This window comes from Streptomyces sp. SD15 (genome assembly GCF_054462255.1).
In genome coordinates, this window is sequence record NZ_JBTLMO010000008.1 from 1 (window position 1) to 17,605 (window position 17,605).

General features: G+C 71.6%; 16 protein-coding genes and 2 pseudogenes. 5 read left to right on the forward strand and 13 right to left on the reverse strand.

Going from position 1 to position 17,605, the window contains the following annotated elements:
* Positions 1-97: 97 nt before the first annotated feature.
* The 5 genes and pseudogenes from ACX28W_RS10175 to ACX28W_RS10195 form a co-directional block, all read left to right on the forward strand.
* Positions 98-334 (forward strand): annotated as a pseudogene (locus tag ACX28W_RS10175) (MFS transporter); the annotation flags it as partial.
* Positions 335-366: 32 nt separating this feature from the next.
* A complete protein-coding gene (locus tag ACX28W_RS10180) occupies positions 367-669 on the forward strand; it encodes a hypothetical protein (protein ID WP_458998566.1) in 303 nt (100 codons plus the stop codon).
* A gap of 51 nt (positions 670-720) precedes the next feature.
* Positions 721-1,950, forward strand: coding sequence for an ATP-grasp domain-containing protein (locus tag ACX28W_RS10185; RefSeq protein ID WP_458998567.1), 1,230 nt, complete (start codon positions 721-723; stop codon positions 1,948-1,950).
* The gene (locus tag ACX28W_RS10190) at positions 1,947-2,819 is read left to right on the forward strand and encodes an SPDY domain-containing protein (protein ID WP_458998568.1); all 873 of its coding nucleotides are present in this window, start codon (positions 1,947-1,949) and stop codon (positions 2,817-2,819) included. The genes ACX28W_RS10185 and ACX28W_RS10190 overlap by 4 nt, the downstream gene beginning before the upstream one ends.
* A gap of 30 nt (positions 2,820-2,849) precedes the next feature.
* A complete protein-coding gene (locus ACX28W_RS10195; RefSeq protein ID WP_458998569.1) occupies positions 2,850-3,338 on the forward strand; it encodes a hypothetical protein in 489 nt (162 codons plus the stop codon).
* Between the two features lie 432 nt (positions 3,339-3,770).
* On the opposite strand, the pseudogene ACX28W_RS10200 reads toward ACX28W_RS10195, so the two are convergent.
* The 13 genes and pseudogenes from ACX28W_RS10200 to ACX28W_RS10260 all read right to left on the reverse strand — a co-directional run.
* Positions 3,771-4,535 (reverse strand): annotated as a pseudogene (locus tag ACX28W_RS10200) (phosphoketolase family protein); the annotation flags it as partial.
* Positions 4,525-5,196, reverse strand: a complete 672-nt coding sequence (locus tag ACX28W_RS10205) for an L-threonylcarbamoyladenylate synthase (RefSeq protein ID WP_458998570.1) — start codon at positions 5,194-5,196, stop codon at positions 4,525-4,527. The gene ACX28W_RS10205 and the pseudogene ACX28W_RS10200, both read right to left, overlap by 11 nt.
* Positions 5,193-5,963: a phytanoyl-CoA dioxygenase family protein gene (locus ACX28W_RS10210; RefSeq protein ID WP_458998571.1), complete on the reverse strand. Its 771-nt coding sequence runs from the start codon at positions 5,961-5,963 to the stop codon at positions 5,193-5,195. Before ACX28W_RS10210 ends, ACX28W_RS10205 begins: the two co-directional genes overlap by 4 nt.
* Before the next feature lie 75 nt (positions 5,964-6,038).
* Positions 6,039-7,514, reverse strand: coding sequence for a class I SAM-dependent methyltransferase (locus tag ACX28W_RS10215; protein WP_458998572.1), 1,476 nt, complete (start codon positions 7,512-7,514; stop codon positions 6,039-6,041).
* Positions 7,511-7,960: a hypothetical protein gene (locus ACX28W_RS10220; RefSeq protein WP_458998573.1), complete on the reverse strand. Its 450-nt coding sequence runs from the start codon at positions 7,958-7,960 to the stop codon at positions 7,511-7,513. The genes ACX28W_RS10215 and ACX28W_RS10220 overlap by 4 nt, the downstream gene beginning before the upstream one ends.
* Positions 7,960-9,009 (reverse strand): enolase C-terminal domain-like protein, encoded by a 1,050-nt coding sequence (locus ACX28W_RS10225; RefSeq protein WP_458998574.1) that lies wholly within the window; start codon positions 9,007-9,009, stop codon positions 7,960-7,962. The genes ACX28W_RS10220 and ACX28W_RS10225 overlap by 1 nt, the downstream gene beginning before the upstream one ends.
* On the reverse strand, positions 8,996-10,099 hold the full coding sequence (locus ACX28W_RS10230) for a hypothetical protein (RefSeq protein ID WP_458998575.1): 1,104 nt from the start codon (positions 10,097-10,099) through the stop codon (positions 8,996-8,998). The genes ACX28W_RS10225 and ACX28W_RS10230 overlap by 14 nt, the downstream gene beginning before the upstream one ends.
* 114 nt (positions 10,100-10,213) lie before the next feature.
* On the reverse strand, positions 10,214-10,930 hold the full coding sequence (locus ACX28W_RS10235) for a class I SAM-dependent methyltransferase (protein WP_458998576.1): 717 nt from the start codon (positions 10,928-10,930) through the stop codon (positions 10,214-10,216).
* 29 nt (positions 10,931-10,959) lie between these two features.
* Positions 10,960-11,787, reverse strand: a complete 828-nt coding sequence (locus ACX28W_RS10240) for an NUDIX domain-containing protein (RefSeq protein WP_458998577.1) — start codon at positions 11,785-11,787, stop codon at positions 10,960-10,962.
* A 171-nt stretch (positions 11,788-11,958) separates the two neighbouring features.
* Positions 11,959-12,843: a phosphotransferase enzyme family protein gene (locus ACX28W_RS10245; RefSeq protein ID WP_458998578.1), complete on the reverse strand. Its 885-nt coding sequence runs from the start codon at positions 12,841-12,843 to the stop codon at positions 11,959-11,961.
* Positions 12,840-14,330 carry an NUDIX domain-containing protein gene (locus ACX28W_RS10250; RefSeq protein WP_458998579.1) on the reverse strand — a complete coding sequence of 497 codons (1,491 nt, stop codon included), beginning with the start codon at positions 14,328-14,330 and terminating at the stop codon, positions 12,840-12,842. The genes ACX28W_RS10245 and ACX28W_RS10250 overlap by 4 nt, the downstream gene beginning before the upstream one ends.
* A gap of 57 nt (positions 14,331-14,387) precedes the next feature.
* Positions 14,388-15,509, reverse strand: coding sequence for an NUDIX hydrolase (locus ACX28W_RS10255; protein ID WP_458998580.1), 1,122 nt, complete (start codon positions 15,507-15,509; stop codon positions 14,388-14,390).
* A 61-nt stretch (positions 15,510-15,570) separates the two neighbouring features.
* Positions 15,571-17,511 (reverse strand): ATP-binding cassette domain-containing protein, encoded by a 1,941-nt coding sequence (locus ACX28W_RS10260; protein ID WP_458998581.1) that lies wholly within the window; start codon positions 17,509-17,511, stop codon positions 15,571-15,573.
* Positions 17,512-17,605 lie beyond the last annotated feature (94 nt).

Genomic DNA, 17,605 nt, shown 5'->3' on the forward strand with positions numbered 1-17,605 from the left:
CCGCATGGCTGCATACCTACAATCACCACCGCGGACACACCGCGCTCGCAGGCAAACCACCCGCCAGCCGCGTCCCCAACCTCACAGGGCAATACACCTAGCGGTCGTCCTGCGCACCCTGCGCTCCCGCCTGATCCCTCCGGAGAAGTTCGGCAGCACCCTGTCTGCGACCATCCTCATCCTCCTGCTGCCCTTCCCCGTCGCCGGCGTGCTCACCGCACTCACCCCGCCCGACGCGCTGGGCCACGTCATCACCGTCTGCGCCGCGCTGCAGGCCCTTGGGCTGTTCTGCGCCTTCGCCCGGCTGCGCTCTGATCCCGCCCTGCGCACCTGACCCTGCTGCGTCCCCAGCCTGTGGAGAACTTCATGTCCATCGCCGTTCTCGGATCGCACCGCGCGACCGGCCGCACCATCACCGAGCAGTTCCGCGCCTTCGACGCGCACAACCCGCACGTCTATCGGGCCCTGGAACGCATGGCCGCCCGCCGCCTGGCCGCCGGCGCCACCCGGGTCAGCTTGAAGGACCTGTTCGAGGACCTGCGCCGCCAGCTCCCTCACGGAGTCGCCGGGCTGAACAACAACTACACCGCCCTCTACGCCCGCCGCCTGATCACCGAACACCCCCACTGGGCAGCGGCGTTCGAGCTGCGCCGCCGCCGTGCCGCCTGAGACACCCTCTCTTCTCTCGTCCTGCCGTCCACCGATACGGAGAACCCCTTCTTGTCCGCTCGTCCCCTCGTGCTCATCGTTTCTCCCGGCGACGAGCCCTATCGCGGCTACTGCCTGGAGCAGGTGGCCGCCGCGTACGACGTCGTCCTGCTCACCGGCACCGAGCCGTCGTGGGAAAAGCCGTTCATCGTCGACCGCACCGTGGTCGATCTGAGCGACCCTGCAGCACTGCTCGCCGGCGGCCGGGCGCTGGCCGAGCGCCACGACCTTGCCGGCGTGGTCACCTGGGACGAGTGGCACCTCGTCCCCACCGCCCGTCTCGCCCGCGCGCTCGGTCTGTCCTCGACGTCCGTCGAGGTGATGCGGGCCTGCCGCAACAAGGCAACCGCCCGCACCCTGTTCGCCCGCCACGGCGTGCCCTCGGCCGCCTCGATGAGGGCGCGGACCCTGCTGGAGGCCGGCCTGGCGACGATGACCCTCGGCCTGCCAGCGGTCATCAAGCCAGCGGCGTTCGCGGGCAGCATCGGCGTGATCCGCGTCGACCAGCCCGAAGAACTGCCCGCCGCGTTCGCGTTCGCCTCGGCCGGCGCGAGCCGCAGCCGCGAGGACACCGGCGTCCTGGTCGAGGAGTACCTCGCCGGCCCGGAATTCTCGGTCGAATGCGTCACCCACCGCGGCGCGACCACGGCGGTCGCCGTGACCCGCAAGCACCTGGGCCCCGCACCGTACTTCGACGAGACCGGCCACACCGTCGATGCCGCCGACCCGCTCCTGGCCCAGGTCGCCCCGGCCGCCGCTGCTGCCGTCAAGGCCCTGGGGATCACCGACGGCGTGCAGCACGTCGAGCTGCGCCTCGTGGACGGCCGTCCGCGGCTGATCGAGGTCAACGCGCGCATAGGCGGCGACATGATCGGCCACCTCGTCCGTCTCGCCACCGGCATCGACCTGCCCAGGGCCGCTGCCGACCTCGCCTGCGGCCGAGCACCGGACCTCACCCCGACCCGCAGCGGAGCCGCGGGCATCCGCATGCTCTACCCGGACGCTTCCGGCACCCTCACCGCACGGCACATCAACCAGCCCTTCGCCGCCCACACCCCCTGGCTGCGCCAGGTGCAGTGGATCCGCGAGATCGGCGACCAGCTCGTCCTGCCGCCCGACGGCGACCTGTTCACCGCCAGGGCCGGCTTCTACATCGTCACCGGCCGCACCACCGCCGAGGTCACCGAACGCCTCGACACCGCCGCCGACGAGATCACCGTCACCACGAGGGTAGACCGATGACCCCACAGCCCGATCCGCACCACGAGATCGACGGCGACGTCTACGTCTCCCCGCGCCACCTCGCCTCCAGCACCGGAACCGGCGACCCTGCCCTCGCCCCGCTGCTCGACCTCGGCTGGGACCTGCGGTACGACGAGGACTCCAACGTGTACGTGAGCGCTCCCGACCGGCGCGTGCGCCTGGGCTACCTGCCCGAAGGCGAGGACGACGGACTCTGGCGCATCAACGCCTACAAGGACTCGTTCGGACCGCCAGCGTGGGGCGTCTGCTTCAACGACCGCGTCCCCACCGAGTTCGTCCAGGCGTTCACCACCGTCCTCGCCACGGCGTACGAGCAGGGGCCGGACGCCTACCTCGCCCGGCCGGTCTCCGGGATCGACGAGCACGATCCCTTCCTCGCGGTCGTCCCGCTCCTGAAACAAGGCTGGGAGATCGACCGTCCGCGCTGGGGCGTCTTCGCGGTCCAGGCCCCGGACGGGCTCGCCGGCATGGAGTTCACCACCGGCGGCCTCGATCCGGAAGCCGAGCTGACGACGCGGGACGCCCGCTGGCAGCTGTGGGCGGGCAAGTCCATCGACCGGCCCGTCTGGTACGCCACAGCCAGCACCGACACCCCCGTTGCCCTGCTCACCGCCGTCACCGACTGTGTCGCCGATCCGGCTCCGCTGCCCCGGTGGCGCGAGGAGACCTTCAGCTACATCAAGGGGATGGCCCAGCTCACCCCGATCCTCCCGCCCGGACCGCCGGCCCCCACTCCGCTCGACGTGCAGCGCGCCGTCTCCTCCCGCCGTCCGGCCGCGCTCCCCGCGGCCAGCGTCCCGCGCTGGAGCACCACCAGCCGGCCCGCCCTGCCCGGCCCGCGCCGGTAGGACCAGCCCGACTCCAACCGGAGACCCCTTTTGCCCCTGCAGGCCGCCGAGTTCTTCGCCGAGCTGTGCCTCCCCTTCCACGACCACACCGTCGTGGGCAACACCTACTTCGCCGTCCCCGCCCCCGGCGCACCGCTGCGGCTGCGCATCGACTTCACCCGCACCATCCACGCGGACACCTACGGTGGGCTGCGCGTCGCGGTCGTCAACCCGGAACGCGGCGAGACCGACGCGGTGGCGCTCAGCTTCGTGAACCACGGGACCTTCCACCGCCGCGACGAGGCCACCAACACCCGGCCGAACACCAAGCAGTACGGCACCTTCGACACGCACCACCGCCCCGGCCGCCCGCCGTGGGACGGGGCCGTCACCACCGGGCTCCGCGATGCCATCGAGCAGTACACCGCCGTCTGGTTCCCCGGCGCCTGGGCCGCCTCCGCGCCCAAGCGCACGGCCGGCCGTACCCCGCGCAGCACTCCCGTCCCGCCGGTCACTCCCACCGGGGCCCGCACCCGCTGAGCCCTCGTGCCGATCCTCGTCGGGGCTGAACACGCGGAACGGGCCCCGCTCCGCGAAGCCCCGCAGGACCTCGGGGACCGCCTGCGCGAACGGGCGGCCGACGGCGTGGCCGACGACCTGGGCGGAGGCGGCGACGCAGTCGCGCGGCGCCGCGAGACCGTCGGGCTCGGGCCGGGGAAGAGGGAGCGCGGGCAGCAGGTGCGGCCGGGGCCGGCCGCCGGAGGTCAGGAGCTGCGTGGGCTGGTAGGAGGCCAGCCAGTCGGCGAGCGCGTCGAACTCGGCGGGCACACCGGCCGGATCGCGCAGCGGCGTCTTGTGGACCGCCGGGGTGCTGGCGAGGGGGGCGGGGGCGCCGTGGCCCTTGTCCAGAGTGAGCACCAGGACGCTCGACGGTCCCGGAATGCCCAGGGGCTGGGCGGCGCCGAGCGATTCGGCCACCGCCTGACGGAGCTGGCCGATGTCGCGCCCGTCGCTGTAGACGGGCCGGTGGCCGAGGCCGGTGAAGTAGGAGGTGAGTTCGGTGCGGCTCAGGGTGGACAGCACGCTCGGCCCGCCCATGCGCATCCCGTTGAGCAGGACAACGGGAAGGACGGTGCCGTGGTCGCCCGTACCGTGCAGTGCGCGGGTGGCGAGCCAGGAGGCGGCGGTCGTCCCGGTCTTGCACTCCCCGTCGCCGATCAGGACCACGGACAGCCGGTGGGGCGCGTCGAGCACGGTGCCCTGCCCGATCGCGAGGGCGGGGCCGAGCTGGCCTCCGGTGTGCAGGTGGCCGGGGATCATCGGGGTGATCTCCCCGCCGATGTCGGCCCGGGGGAAGCCCGCGACGAGTTCGTGCAGCCCGGCCGCGTCCTGGCGCAGGCCGGGGTGGGCGTGGCCGAGCCGGCCGGTGAGGTAGGCGTGGGCGAGAGCGGAGGGCCCGGCGTGCCCGGCGCCGTGCAGGACGTGCAGCTCGTAGTCGTCGGGGACGGCCGCCTGGAGCGGGCCCAGGGCGGCGAGCATCCGGTTGACGGGCGGGCACACCCCCCAGTGGCCGGCCGGTCGCGTCTTGACGTCGGCCGGGACCAAGGGCCGGGCCAGGAGCGGGTTGTCGCGCAGGTAGAGCTGGGCGAGACAGAGGTAGTCGAGCGCGTCGGCGACGGCGGCCACCGAAGCGTCGGGCACCAGGCGGTTCGTCCGGCGGGCGAGGTCAGGCCACATGCGGTCCTCCTGCCGGGGCGAGAGCGGCTTCGATGGCGCGGGCGTGGACGGTGCCCTCCCGGTGCAGGCTCGCGGCGGCGCCCGCAGGGCAGTCGACGATGGTCATGTGTCGGCCGTGCGGGCAGATCCCGCCGTCGACGACCGCGGCGATCCCGGCCCCCGTAGTCCGGTCGAAGGCGACGACCTGACCGGCGGTGAGCGCCGGATGGTCCTCGTCGCCGGCGGCGGGGGTGGAGATGCTGCAAACGGCGGCGGCCAGCGGCTCGCCGACCAGGGCGACCAGCTGACCCAGGACCCCGTCGGGGCATCCGACGAGCGCTGGGGAGCCGACCGCGGTGACCGGCTCCGCGCCCGGCTTCCACGGAAGACGCAGCGCGAGGTCGCCAGGCCACAGGCCGCCGGTCAGCAGGCGGGCGTCGTCGCTCAGGTCGAACAGGGCGTCGGCCGTGGCCGGGGAGTCGAGCAGGAGCAGTAGCGGCTTGGTGCCGGGGCGCTGCTTAGCGTGGAAGACCGCGCTCGTGGTGGCGGAGTCGGCGGCGCGGGCACACAGCATGTACCAGCGGGGCGTGGGCACAGCGACCATCTGCCCGGAGGCCAGGAGGCGGGCCGCGTCGGGGAGCTGGGCGGGGGTGAGGATGTCGACGGCGCTTTCCCCTCTCACGCGCTTCCGGGGCGGGCGAGGGCGGCGAGCGCCGGGTACTCCAGCCACGGGTCCGACAGAGCGCGGAGGGCGAGGTCGGGGTGCTGGGCGTGGCTGACGCGGAAGTACGCCATCACCCTGGGCGTGCTGCTGGTGTTGATGCCGACCCGGTGCGGGACGAGGTGGTGCATCACGATCACGTCGCCGGGCTCGGCGGTGAGGGCGGTGCCGTCCTTGGCGTAGATGTCGTTGGGGGTCTGGGCCGGCTGCCCCAGGACCCAGTCCGTGGCGAAGTAGTCGGCCATCCGGTGGTGCCCGCCGGGCACGTAGTGCAGAGCGCCGGCGTCCGCAGTGGCGCTGCCGTCCAGGACGACGCCGACGATGAAGGAGAACGTGCGCAGGTCGCGGGGCTCCAGGTGGGGGCAGGAGACGCCGTCGACGTGCATCTCCTTCACCGGCTGCTGCTCGGCGTGCGGCAGCCGGATCTGGATCTGTGCCCGGGTGATCGGGGCGGTCGTCGCGGGACGCAGCAGATCGTCGGCCAGCTCCGCCAGGCCGCTTCGCTGGTAGAGGGCGAGGAGGTCGGGGTGTTCTTCCAGCTCGGGGGCGAAGCTGCGTTCGGTGTAGGCGGTGAGCCGCGCGGGGTCGTACTCCTCGTTCAGCCAGCCGCCGACGAGGTCGCGGGCCTTGGACAGCACGGTGCCGTGGATCAGGCCACGGCATATGAGCACACCGTCGTCGACGAACCGGCGCCGCTCGTCGTCGCTCCACGTCACGGATCGGGGCATGGTGGATCTCCTTCCGGAAGGACGGGACAGGGCCGGGGCGGGAAGGGGGCCGCCCCGGCGAGAAGGGAGGGCGGGTCAGCCGCGCCGGCCGAGGACGACCTGGAAGGCGGCGTGCTCGATCAGGCCGCCGGCGGCGGAGTGCTCGTCGAGCAGGGCGCGGGCGCGGCGCTCGAAGTCGTTGACCCGCTCGCCGAACAGGGGCCGGGCGGCGAAGGAGGTCGAGTACAGGTAGCCGATCACCGTCTCGGTGCTCCACTCCCGCTCGACGGCGATGGTGTGCTCCTCGACGTGGCCGAACGCGGACTCAGCGAGGATCTCGCGGTACGGCCGGTTGTGCGGCGCGTACTTCTTGCCCACCCCGGCCCGCCGCTCCTCGCCCAGGTACTCCTGGATCAGGGCCCGCAGGGCGTCGGTCCACTCGGTGCGCGCGGTCCACAGGCTGCCGTCACCCATGACCGCGACGGTCGCGTCCGGCGCGGTCATGCCCTCCAGCCGAGACAGCACCACGTCCTGGTTCATCCAGTGGAAGGCGCGGCAGACCGTGACGAGATCGGCCTGATACGAGGCGGACGGGGTGAACTCCTCGGCCGACGCGTTGTGCAGGCGGACGGCGACCGACAGCCCGGCGAGCGCCTTGTCGGCCTCGCCGAGCATGCCCGCGTCCTGCTCGACGACGTCGATCTCCGTCATCTTCCCGGCCAGGGCCAGGGGGACCTGCCCGGTTCCGGACCCGAGGTCGAGCAGGACCCGGTGCTCCTTGCCAGCCACCCGCTGTGCGAGCAGTTCGACGGCTTCTTTCGGAATGCCGGGCCGGTAGGCGGCGTAGAACGGGGCGGTGGTGTCGAACTGACTCACGGGGTGGCGCTCCTGGTGGAAGAGGTTGACGGGAGGGGTCTGCTCGATGTGCCGGACTGCGCGGGTGAGATCCGGCACCATCGTGACCCGGCCGGGGTGCTCGGCCAGCAGCCGGAGTTCTTCGGCCGACGGCGGGCGCGAGGTGATCCACAGAGCGTGGGCTCCGGCGGCGAGGGCGCCGCGTACGTCGTAGTCGAAACTGTCGCCGGCGTGCAGCACCTCCGCGGGATCGCGGCCGTGCAGCCGAGCGACAGTCTGCACGGCGCGTGGGTCGGGCTTGGCGAACCCGAGCTGCCAAGACGGGTGATGGGCCCGGAGGTAGGGGGCGAGGAGGGCCGCGATGCTGGTCTCCCGTTCGTCCCAGTGGCTCACGTTCGACAGGGTGACCACCGGCACGACCCGGGCGATCCGTGCCACCGCCGCCACCGCGCCGGGCCACAGGGCGAAGCCGGGCGGACGGTGGTCGTGGGGGAACGCGGACGGCGCGAGGCCCAGGGCGGCGCACACCGTCTGCGGCCCCGTCGCGTCGCTGCGCGGGTCCAAGACGTGCAGGATCTGCTGGGCGACCTGCTTCGCCTGCCGGACCGGGAGCGGGGACAGCTCCACCAGGCGCTGCGTCAGCGTCGTCCCCGACGGCTCTCCCAGGGTGTATCCGACATCGAGGCTCACCAGCCGCACGCGGGTCGCCGGGCTCACGGGCGATCCGCCATGGTCGCGACGATCATGTTGATCCGCTCCGTACGCACGGGACCGGGGCCGGCTTCGCCAAGGAAGGTCAGAAGTTGCCGAGCCTCCGTTGGCGACCAGCCGCTGGTGTCGACACCGGCCTCGGCAGCCGCCTGGGCGAGATCCTCGGGAATCGTCGGCGGGCGCGAGCCGTGCGGTATCAGCAACGTGCCGCTCCACTCCTCGCCGGCCTGTGCCTGCGGCAGAGCCGGGCCGAGAGGCGAAAGGACGGTGACGTCGTCGAACGTGAGGATGCGGACCGGAAGTTGCGGCAGCACCACCGGCCGATCGAGACGCAGGGTCGTGGACAGGAAGGTGTCGTATCCGCTCAGCCGCTCGTGCACCACGAGCAGCGCCTTCTCCTCACGCTGCTCCAGGCGGCCGTGGACCGCCAGCTCGCCGGTGTGAATGGGCATTACCGGCGCACCTCCATCCCGAGACCGGGGCGATCGGGGAGCGCGACGTGCCCGCCGTCCGGCTGGAGAGTGCCGCGCAGCGCCCGCTGGCGTCGCGGCTCCCACACCACCTGGTACTCCACCGCGTCTGCCGCACGGGGGAACGCGGCGGCCAGGTGGACGGCAGGCAGGAACGCCCGGCCGTGCAGATGGACGGGGACCGTCACGTCGTGGGCTACGCCCAGCCAGTCCCGCGCTTCGGTGATGCCGCCGCACCACACCGCGTCGAACGTGAACGCCTCCGGTCGGCAGTGCTCCAGCAGGGCCCGGGCGTCTTCCACATGGGCCAGTCGCTCCCCGAACGCGACTCGCAGACCTTCCGCCTGCTCGCGCAGATGCGTGTACGCGGCCCGGTCGGTCCGCGCGAGCGGGTCCTCCACCCAGCGCACCGCCTCCGGGGTGAGGAGCGGAGCGACCTCCGTGGTCCGCAGGTGGCCCCATGTGCCCAGGGCGTCCACCGCCACGCTCTGCCCCACCCATGCCGCCGCCCGTTCGGCCAGCAGCGCCACTTCGCTGGTTTCCGCGTCGCGCAACGCCCACTTGGTAAAGGCGAACCCCTCGCCGGCGGTGGCCTTGACCGACTCGACGGCCGACGCGGAGGCCAGGTCCAGGGAGAGCCAGGAGGCGTAGATCGGCACCTGCCGCGCGGGCCGGTCGCTGAGCAGTGCCGCGACCGGGAGGTCGGCGAGGCGGCCGTGCAGGTCCCACACCGCGCAGTCCAGCGCCCCGATCGCCCAGCGCCCGAGCCCCGCCGCGTGCGGGCCGAGTTCGGCCAGCAGCCTGTGCAGCAGCCCCCTGTGGTCGGTCACCGCGTGCCGTAGCGCGATCTGCCCGAGCCGAGTGGCGACGAGTGCGGCGGGCAGCTCGTCGACCGGAGCGAACACCCCGGCCACCCCGCGGGCCTCGACCACCACTGCGAACCGGCTGTCGCCCGCCTCCCACGGACCCGCCACGCTCTCGTCGAGGCGCTCGACCCGCACCCGCTCGATGACCGCGTCACCGAGGTCCATCGACGAGGTCCTCTCCCGCGTAGGTGAAGTACCACAGCGGCCGATAGCACTCCCAGCCCACCGGCCTCAGCCCGGTCGGCACCATGGTCCGCTCGATGGCCGTACGCGCCTGGAGGTAGTACTCCAGGCTCTCCGCGCCCGGCGTCCGCATGCCCTGCATCATCACCGTGTGTGCCTGGAAGACCTGGAAGTTCGGGAACGCGTTGACCACGCCTGCCAGCGCGTTTACGCCACGCACGAGGTCCTCCATCGGGTCCAGCCCGACGATGTACGTGTATGAGGTGTCCAGCCCCGCCGCCCTCGCCCGCGCCAGCAGGTCCGGCATCTGCTCCGGGCGCAGGTCGGCCTTGGTGGACTTCATCAGGGCCGCTCGCCGGGTGAAGTGCTCGGCCGTCAGCCTGAGCACGAACGGGGACACCTGCGACGCGATGGTCTGGAACGCCTCGTCGCTACGCAGCACGGAGGTGAGGAAGCCGATCCGGGCCGTGACGCCGGCCCGCTCCAGGGCGGGCCGCAGGGCGGTCAGGTGAGCGACGGCGGCCTCCTCCCGCTCGAAGCAGCCGGTGGAGACGGTGACCTCGGTCAGTTCGGCCAGGGTGCGACGGGGGTGCTGCTCGCCGAGGGCGCGCAGCAGGTCGTCGAGTCCCTGCTCCTCCTGCAGCCTCGGGTCGGCGGCGGCCTCCAAGGTGTTGGGGCACCAACCGCACCCAACGCACCGGCTGCGAGCGTTGGGGTTAAGGGTCGCGGCACGGCCGTCATCGCGGAAGTACCCCCCGACCGCCTCGTCGGCGTCGATGCGTTCGACGTGCGCGACCACCTCACCGTTCAGCGACAACTCGTCGCCCCGGAGCCGAAACGGGCTGGCTGGCCGGTTCAGCGGAACGATGATCTGCCAGGGGGCGTCGGGGCGGCGCACGAGGCGAAGGTTGACCCGGGCCCGATGACGGTCCTGGTCGGAGGTGATCCCGAACAGGTTCACGGCGATCAGCAGCACGTCCTCGACGGGCACCCCGTGGCTCAAGGCAGCCTGTTCCAGATGATGCAGGCGTTCGGTGCCGACGGCGCCGTCCGAGGATATGGCCCGGCTCATGGAGAGATGCGGCATGAAGGACTCCAACTGGTCGTTGATTGGGTGGTGTTGCTACCGGACGGCGCGACAACGCCGTATATGGCTCATGGCGACAGGACCCGCCCGGCATAGCGCTCACGTGCCGGAGGTGGCTGCTGACCGGTCGGGCAGGCGGCGGGCGCGGATGAGCTGCTGGATGACCGCGGCAGGGTCGTCTGGGTGGTGCAGCAGATCGATGGCCTCGACGCGGAAGCCGTACTTGGTGAGTAGGTCCTCCCACAACTGCGGCGCCAGAACCCACATCTGCGTCGGCAGGGGCGGGTCGTCGCGCAGCAGGATCATCTGCTCGCGCGGCGCCACTTCCGTGGACGGACTACGGCCGTGCAGGTCGGTGTGCAGGAGCGAGAGAATCAGGGGGGCGCCGGGGCGCAGGCCGTCGCGAAGTGCCGGCAGCGAGCGGTGCGGGTCGATGAACCCCAGGGTCCCGATCGCGTACGCGGCGTCGAAGTGCCCGGCCTCGGCCAGGTACTCGGCCAGGTCTCCTTGGATGAACTCCACACCTTCAACGTCCGCGTGGGTCGAGATGGCGCGTTCGTGCTGGGTCGGGGACAGCTCGATTCCGGTGACGCGGACGCCGTGCGCCTGGGCGAGATGGACGGCGTGGTGGCCGGCTCCGGAGCCGACGTCCAGGACGCGGCGGCCGGTGACGTCACCGAGGACTTCAGCTCCCGGTCCGATCCCTTCCCAGGGCGTCCAGGACAGCCGGTCGGGGATGGGGGGCATGTAGGCGCGGGCCAGTTGTCGCTGGCCGTAGATTTTCCAGGCTTGGGTGTTGGTGTCCTCAGCGGGCACGATTGCCTCCCGGGCGGGCGTGCTGGGGATCAGGTGTGCGCGATGAGATAGGCGGGGCCCTCGCCGCGACGGGCTCGTTCGATGGCGTCGAGGCGGGCGAAGGCGCGCGGCGCCATCAGCTCCTGCCAGGTGGCGAGGTCGTGGACGGCACACATGTCGTGCTCGGCGGGGTCGAGTCGGATCCGGCCGAGCTGGTCCGCGGTCAGCCGCCCTCCGTCGAAGATGAGCCCCACCTTGTTCAGCGGCAGGCGCGGCCCGGCGTGCAGGAAGTGCGTCAGGAGCAGCCTCGGCGTCTCCAGGCCGAGTTCGAGGCCGGTCTCTTCGACCGTTTCGCGCCGGGCGGTCTGTAGCGGGTCCTCTCCTTGGGCGTCCAGGTTGCCGCCCGGGAACTGCCAGAGGCGAGAGCCGTATACCGAGCGCAGTTGGATCGGCCGGTCGTGTTCGTCGCGGATGTACAGGCAGCCGTACACCGTGTGGTGGGGGACGGTCTGCGCGTACTGCGTGGGCGTCATCGGCATGGGGCGGCCCGGACGTGCTGGGCGGTGGTCGAATTCGAGGGCGAGGACGCCGAGGGCTTCCTTGGCCGGCGGGTAGATGCTGCGGAGGCTGGCGAGCAGTTCTCCGGGAGGCGCGTCCGGATCGATGCGCGCGAGGTCCTCCGAGCTGAGCAGAACCTCGAAGGAGGGGTACGGGGTGATCCGCTTCACGATGACGTCGAGTTCCCGCCCGGTGTCCCGGTCGTGGAAGACGACCGTGTCCCCGGCTGCGACGTCGCGCTTCTGCGGGGTGGCCACCCTCACTTCGATCGTCTTGCGGCCTGCTTCCACTCGGCGGTAGTACCGCGGGAGCAGGTGCATATGGTGCTCCCGCGGTACATCTCCTGTCGCCGGACTCGGGACGGCTGGGATCGCCTGTTGGGTGTCGTCAGGCACGCGTGCCTCCGATGGATTCGGTGTGGTCCGTTGCGGTCTGTGGCCCGTGGAAGGTGAACCGGAGTTGCTCCGTGACGGAATCTCCGGGGTGGCCGTTCACTGGTTGCGGCCTTGGGTTCGCAAGCGCGCCAGGGTGCGGTGGCCGCGCTCCTGCGTTTCCGCGTCGGCGTGGGTGGCGCCGTACTGGATTCCGGAGAGGGCGTCGAGCGTGGAGTCGATGACGAAGCGTTCTTCTTCTGCGGGGGTGAGGTCGCGGCCGTAGCCGGACATGAAGGCGTCGTGGAGGCGCGGTTGCGTGGCCCAGGCATTCGAGAGGCGGACCAGGTCGCGGATAGCCGGGCCGGGCTCGCTGCGCTCGAAATCGATCACCGCGAGGCCGCCGTTCTCGTCCAGCAGCAGATTGCGCAGCTGGAAGTCTCCGTGTGTCGGCACGCGGTCCAGGGGCGGAACGGCTTCGGCGCGCGCCACGATGCTGCGGATGAACTCCTCGTCCCCCGGGTTCAGGTAGGGGTGTGCCCCTTCCAGGTGCCGCTCGGCCTTCGCGAGCGCGGGCACTCCTTCGACCGCGGGGAACGGCATTGCCGCGCTGCGGTGAATGGCCGCGGCCAAGGCGCCGATCTGGTGGAAGAGGTGTCGTCGCTGCTCGGGCGGATGCACGAGGCCGTGCAGAGGACGGCCGGGCACCGCGGTGATGACGACGGCGAGCAACGCGCTGTCGGCGGTCACGAGGGTGGGGACGGCTGCTTCGAGGCGTGGTACCCAGCTGCGGTACGCGTCCACCTCGCGGTGATGGAACCGCTTGTTCTGGTGGATCTTGATGTACCAGGTGCCGCCGCCTGTTCCGTGTGCCCGCCATACTCGGCTGCTCTCGCGGTCCCATGAGCTGTCCGTCCAGGTGGCGATACGCCCCACCGCCCGCTCGGCGAGCCTGCGCACTTCCTCGGGTGGGACGTTCGGGTGTGCGGACGTGGCCGTGCTCATGCCCATCCCGTTTCGGAGTAGAGGCGGCCGGCGCGGATGCCCTCGATAGCCACCCGGGTGTAGGGGACCAGGTCTTCGGGGAGCGCGGCCGGGTCCCAGAACTTCCACCGGGCGCATTTGTCCGGCTCGCGCAGTTCGGGCTCGCCGGTCCAGGTCCCGGCGCGGAAGAACAGGCCCATGCGGGGCCGGTCTCCGGCGCGGTCGATGTGGTGGACGACGTGGACGAGTTCGACGTCCTGCGGCTGGATCTGCAGGCCGGCCTCCTCCCGGGTCTCCCTGATCAGGCAGGTGATCGCGCTCTCCTGCTCGCAGTGGCCGGCCAAGACGTGCCAGGTGGAGGGCGCGAACTCAGAGTTGGGGTGCCGCAGCCCGAGCAGCACCGTTCCATCGGGCCGCTCCAGGTAGAGGTGGACGCCGATGACGTTGAGGACCGTGCCGTGCGGCGAGGCCGGTCGGCGCTCCTCGTTCGGTGAGGCCCCGCTCTGCGACGCGGTGCAGGATGCGCCGGCTGTACGGCTGGCGGCGTGGCGCCGTACGAGGTCGCTGGTGGTGGGCGCGATGCGAAGGCGGTGGAGGTCGGCGGGGGCGAACCAGGCCAGCATCACCCCTTCCGTCAGGTGGAGTTCGCGAGGATCGCCGTTCCAGCGGCCGGCGTAGATGGCGATGGGCACGGTCGCGCCGGCGCCGTCGGTTGCTTCCTCGGTGCCGAGCGGGGTCAGGTCGGCGATGTGGAGGCCAGCTTCCTCGTCCAGTTCGCGCCGCACGGTGTGTTCCAGGGTGGCGTCCTGGGGCTCTCGGCCGCCGCCCAGCAGTGACCACATGCCCGGCTCCCAGATTTGGCTAGGGAAGTAGTCGCGCAGGTGGAGCAGGTACTCGCCGCGGTCGTTGTAGATGAGGGCGGAGGCGTTGGCGGTCTCCGGTTCGACGGCGGGCGTGAGCTTAGGCAGCTTCTCGCGCAGGGAGGGGGACGTCACCCGGTCCACGGGCCGCCACTCGATGCCGCCGACTTCTTCTTCCTGCAGCACCACCGGCACTTCTGTCGTGGTGTGCAGGCGGAAGAGGAAGCGGAGGTCGAAGTGCTGGTGGCCGGGTTCGCCTTTGCCCGGGTGGGCGTCGATGTCGTGGATGTCGATGTCGAACGGCACGGTCTCGTAGCCGGGCCACGGCGCCACGGCCTGGGGTGGGATCCCGGTGTCCTCGTGCAGCTCCCGCAGGGCCGCCTCTGCCAAGGACTCGTCTTCGGGCTCGGTGTGTCCACCGGGGGCGAGGACCTTCCCGCTCGCGAGGTGCAGCACGTGCAGGACGCGGCCGAGCTGGTCGACGACGATCGCGCCGCAGGTGACGTGTCCGGAGAAGGTGGAGCGGCTGGCGATGTCGGTGGGCCGGTCGAGGGCGTCCAGGAGGCCGCCGAGTTGAACTCGCTCGTGAGGGTGGCGAGCGAGGTAGGTCTCGACGGTGGTGCGGATGTGGTTGTGCGACAGCGGCATGGGTGTACCTCAGAGGGGCGCGGAGCGGGTCGAGTTGAGGCGGGGTGGTCGGTCGTGTCAGCTCAGCCGCATCCCCTCCGCAGGGACTTCCTCGATTGCGGTGGGGCGATCGAGGGCCAGGCCCCAGTGCTCCTGGGCTGTTTCGGCGGCGAGTTGGGCTTGTCGCGCTCCTGACGGACCCCATCCCAGTAGGGCGGCTGCCTGGGCGGGGGCGGCGAGCAGGCGTGCCAAGGGGTGGCCGGTGGCGGGGTCGACGGCCGCCGGCCCGATGGCGGTGACCCGGGCGGCCAGACGGAGCCGGGCGTTGGGCCCCACTCCGCCGTAGACCTCGCCGGTCTCATCGAGCACCCAGCCCAGTCGCACCGGGTCGGCCAGGGTGAGCTGGGCTTCCTCGACGGCTTCGCGGCGGAGGGTGTCCTCGGGCGTCGTGTCGGTCTTCTCCACGGTGCCGCCGGGCAGCATCGGCAGGGCGCCCCGAGGGCCGGGGTCGGCCACGAGGACGACCCTGCCGTCGGGAACGAAGCACCACGCCCAGGCTTGCTGCACGGGGAGCCGCTCGGGAACGGGACCGCGGTTGAGGGGGCTGTCCCATAAGGGCCGGTAGCGGACGTGGACGTCATGGCGATCCAGCGCCGGGACGTCGAGGATGTGCCGACCGTCGGCGAGGTGTGCGGTGGCGGTATTCCCGAGGCGGGCACGGTAGGCGGCGAGCATGATCTGCCCGTCCACGGGGCGCAGCCGCTGCACCGCGTCCCGGGTCTCGAAGAAGGCGAACTCGGACAGCTCCTCGCGCGGCAGGCGGATCGCCTCCACCTGGCCGGGGGTGAGGAATCCTGCGTCGAAGACGTACCGGATCTCTCCCGGGCAGGGCATGCCGGGCTGCCGGATGTCGGCGTGGTGCGACGAGAGGGAGTGGACGGCGAGCACACCCGTCAGGGGCAGGTCCGCCAGGCCCAGTTCCTCGGCGATCTCGCGCCGGCAGGTGTCCAACGGGTGCTCGCCGGGTTCGACGACGCCTCCGGGCAGCAGCCACCGGTCGTCCTCGTGGTAGGTGGGGTGCACCAGCAGGACGCGGCCGACCTCGTCGGTGACGATCGCGGCGGCGCCGAGCCACACCGCGTGCCGGGACGCGGCGTACTGCGCTGCAACGTGATCCGAAGGTGAGACTGGAGAGGTCACGTGACTCTGCCTTTCAGGACGATGGGCGGGCGTGTGCACGGCGCGGACCGGGGAGCGGTGATCAGGCGTTGCCGCCGCTCATCCGGCGCTGCAGCTCCCACAGGGTCTGGAAGAGCCCCGGCTCCTGGGTGAGCTGGGCGTAGGTGCCCTCCTGGACGATCCGTCCTTCGTCCAGGACCACGATCCGGTCGGCGACGGCCACGTTGGTGAGCCGGTGCGTGATCAGCAGGACGGCGCGGTCCTTGGCCAGTTCGCGCAGGCCGGAGAAGATCCGGTGCTCGGCCCGTGCGTCGAGGGCTGCCGTGGGTTCATCCATCACCAGGAGCGCCGCCTGCCGGTGGAAGGCGCGGGTCAGGACGAGGCGCTGCCATTGCCCGCCGGAGAGCTGCTGCCCGCCGAACCACTCGCTGGTCAGGAGGGTGTTCAGGCCGGAACGGAGGTTGGGCAGCATCTCGGCGGCGCCGGACGCCTCGCACGCGGCGTGCAGGGCCGCGTCGCTGGTGTCGCCCTGTCCGAAGGTGATGTTGTCGCGCATCGTCAGCGGCAGATACGTGAACTTCTGCGGGACCAGAGCGACGTGCTCCCATGCCCCCCAGGGATCCAGGTCCGCCGTGGAGGCGTGGTCCCAGGCCACGTCGCCTTTGGTGGGCAGGAGCAGTCCGCACAGCAGGCGGGAGAGGGTTGTTTTGCCGGAGCCGTTCTCCCCGACCAGGGCCACGATCTCGCCGCGCCGCACGTGGAGGGAGACGCCGCTCAGGCTGTCCTTCGGGGCGCCGTCGTAGCGGTAGGTGACGTCGCGGACCTCGAAGCGCTCCGGGACCGCGGGCAGGGCGGCGGTCCCGCGGGAGTCGGTCATGGCCTGGCCGTGGGCGTTGTCGAGAAAGTTCTGCCAGTCCTGTACGTACCAGCCGGTACGCACCAGGCGGGCCCCGCCGTTGATGATGCCGCGTACCGAGCCGGTGGCCGTCTGAAGGGCGAAGACGGCGCCGCCTCCGGCCGCCAGGCTCATCCGCCCGGAGGCCAGGAGCCACAGCAGTGCCGCCCACACCGCGGTCGAGGCGATTCCGCCGGCAACAGCTCCGGCAAGTCCCATCCAGGCACCGGTGTTCGCGGCCTTGCGTTCAGCCGCATTGACCGAGGCGGCCAGCTTTCGGTACCGGCCGATCAAGAAGGGGCCGGCCAGGCAGGCGCGCATCTCCTCGCTGGACTCCATGTAGGCCATGTGCCAGCGCAGTTTGCCCAGCATCCGGCGCCTCCCGGAGGTCTCCAGGCTGGCGAGGTAGATCACGCGTGCGGAGCGCACGTAGGCGGCGGCCTGCGGCAAGCAGGCGAGGAAGAGGAGGGGAAGGAGCAGCGGGTGCAGGACGGTCAGGACGGCCGCGCCGGCCGTGAGCGTCGCGGTCGCAGCGAGCACGTCCTGCGCTTCCTCTACCAGGTCAGGGGTGACCTGGGCGCCGCGGTCCGCGATGTCGTATGCATCGTTGTAGCCCGGCTTGTTGTTCGCGGCCAGTTCCGCGCCGAGCGCGGCCTCGACCATCGTCACCTCGGCCGCCCGGCCGAGCACCGGGCGCAGACGGCCAGTCAGCCAGACCACCGTGATGCCCAGCAGCGAACGCAGGCCGGTGGCCGCGGCGATGACTGCCAACTGCGGGGCGGCATCCCACAGCCGCTCGGTGATGTCGCCCGAGGAGATCAGCGCGGTGATCGTGCCCGTGACGGCCAGGAGGCCGAGGGCCGCGAGGACACCCGTCCCGATCTGACACACCAGCAGTCCGATGGTCGCGCCACGGTCCACCCGCCAGGCCATCTGCACCGAGCGCCGTACGAGCGAGGGCAGGCGCCGTGCCATGGTGCGGGACGTCAGCAGGGATCCGGCCTGGAGCCGTGACTCGTCGCGGTAGAGGTATTCCTCCTCTCGAACACTGGCCTCCTGCGGTTCGTCGTCCTGCGAGGTGCCGTTCGGTGGTTGTGGCGGCTGATCCTGCGTGATGGCCGAGGTCATCGTTCCCCCTGGGACGGTCGCTGCGGCAAAGTCGTGAGGATCAACGACCCGGCAGCGATTTCGAACACACGTCATTCGGTCGTGCTTGGGAGCC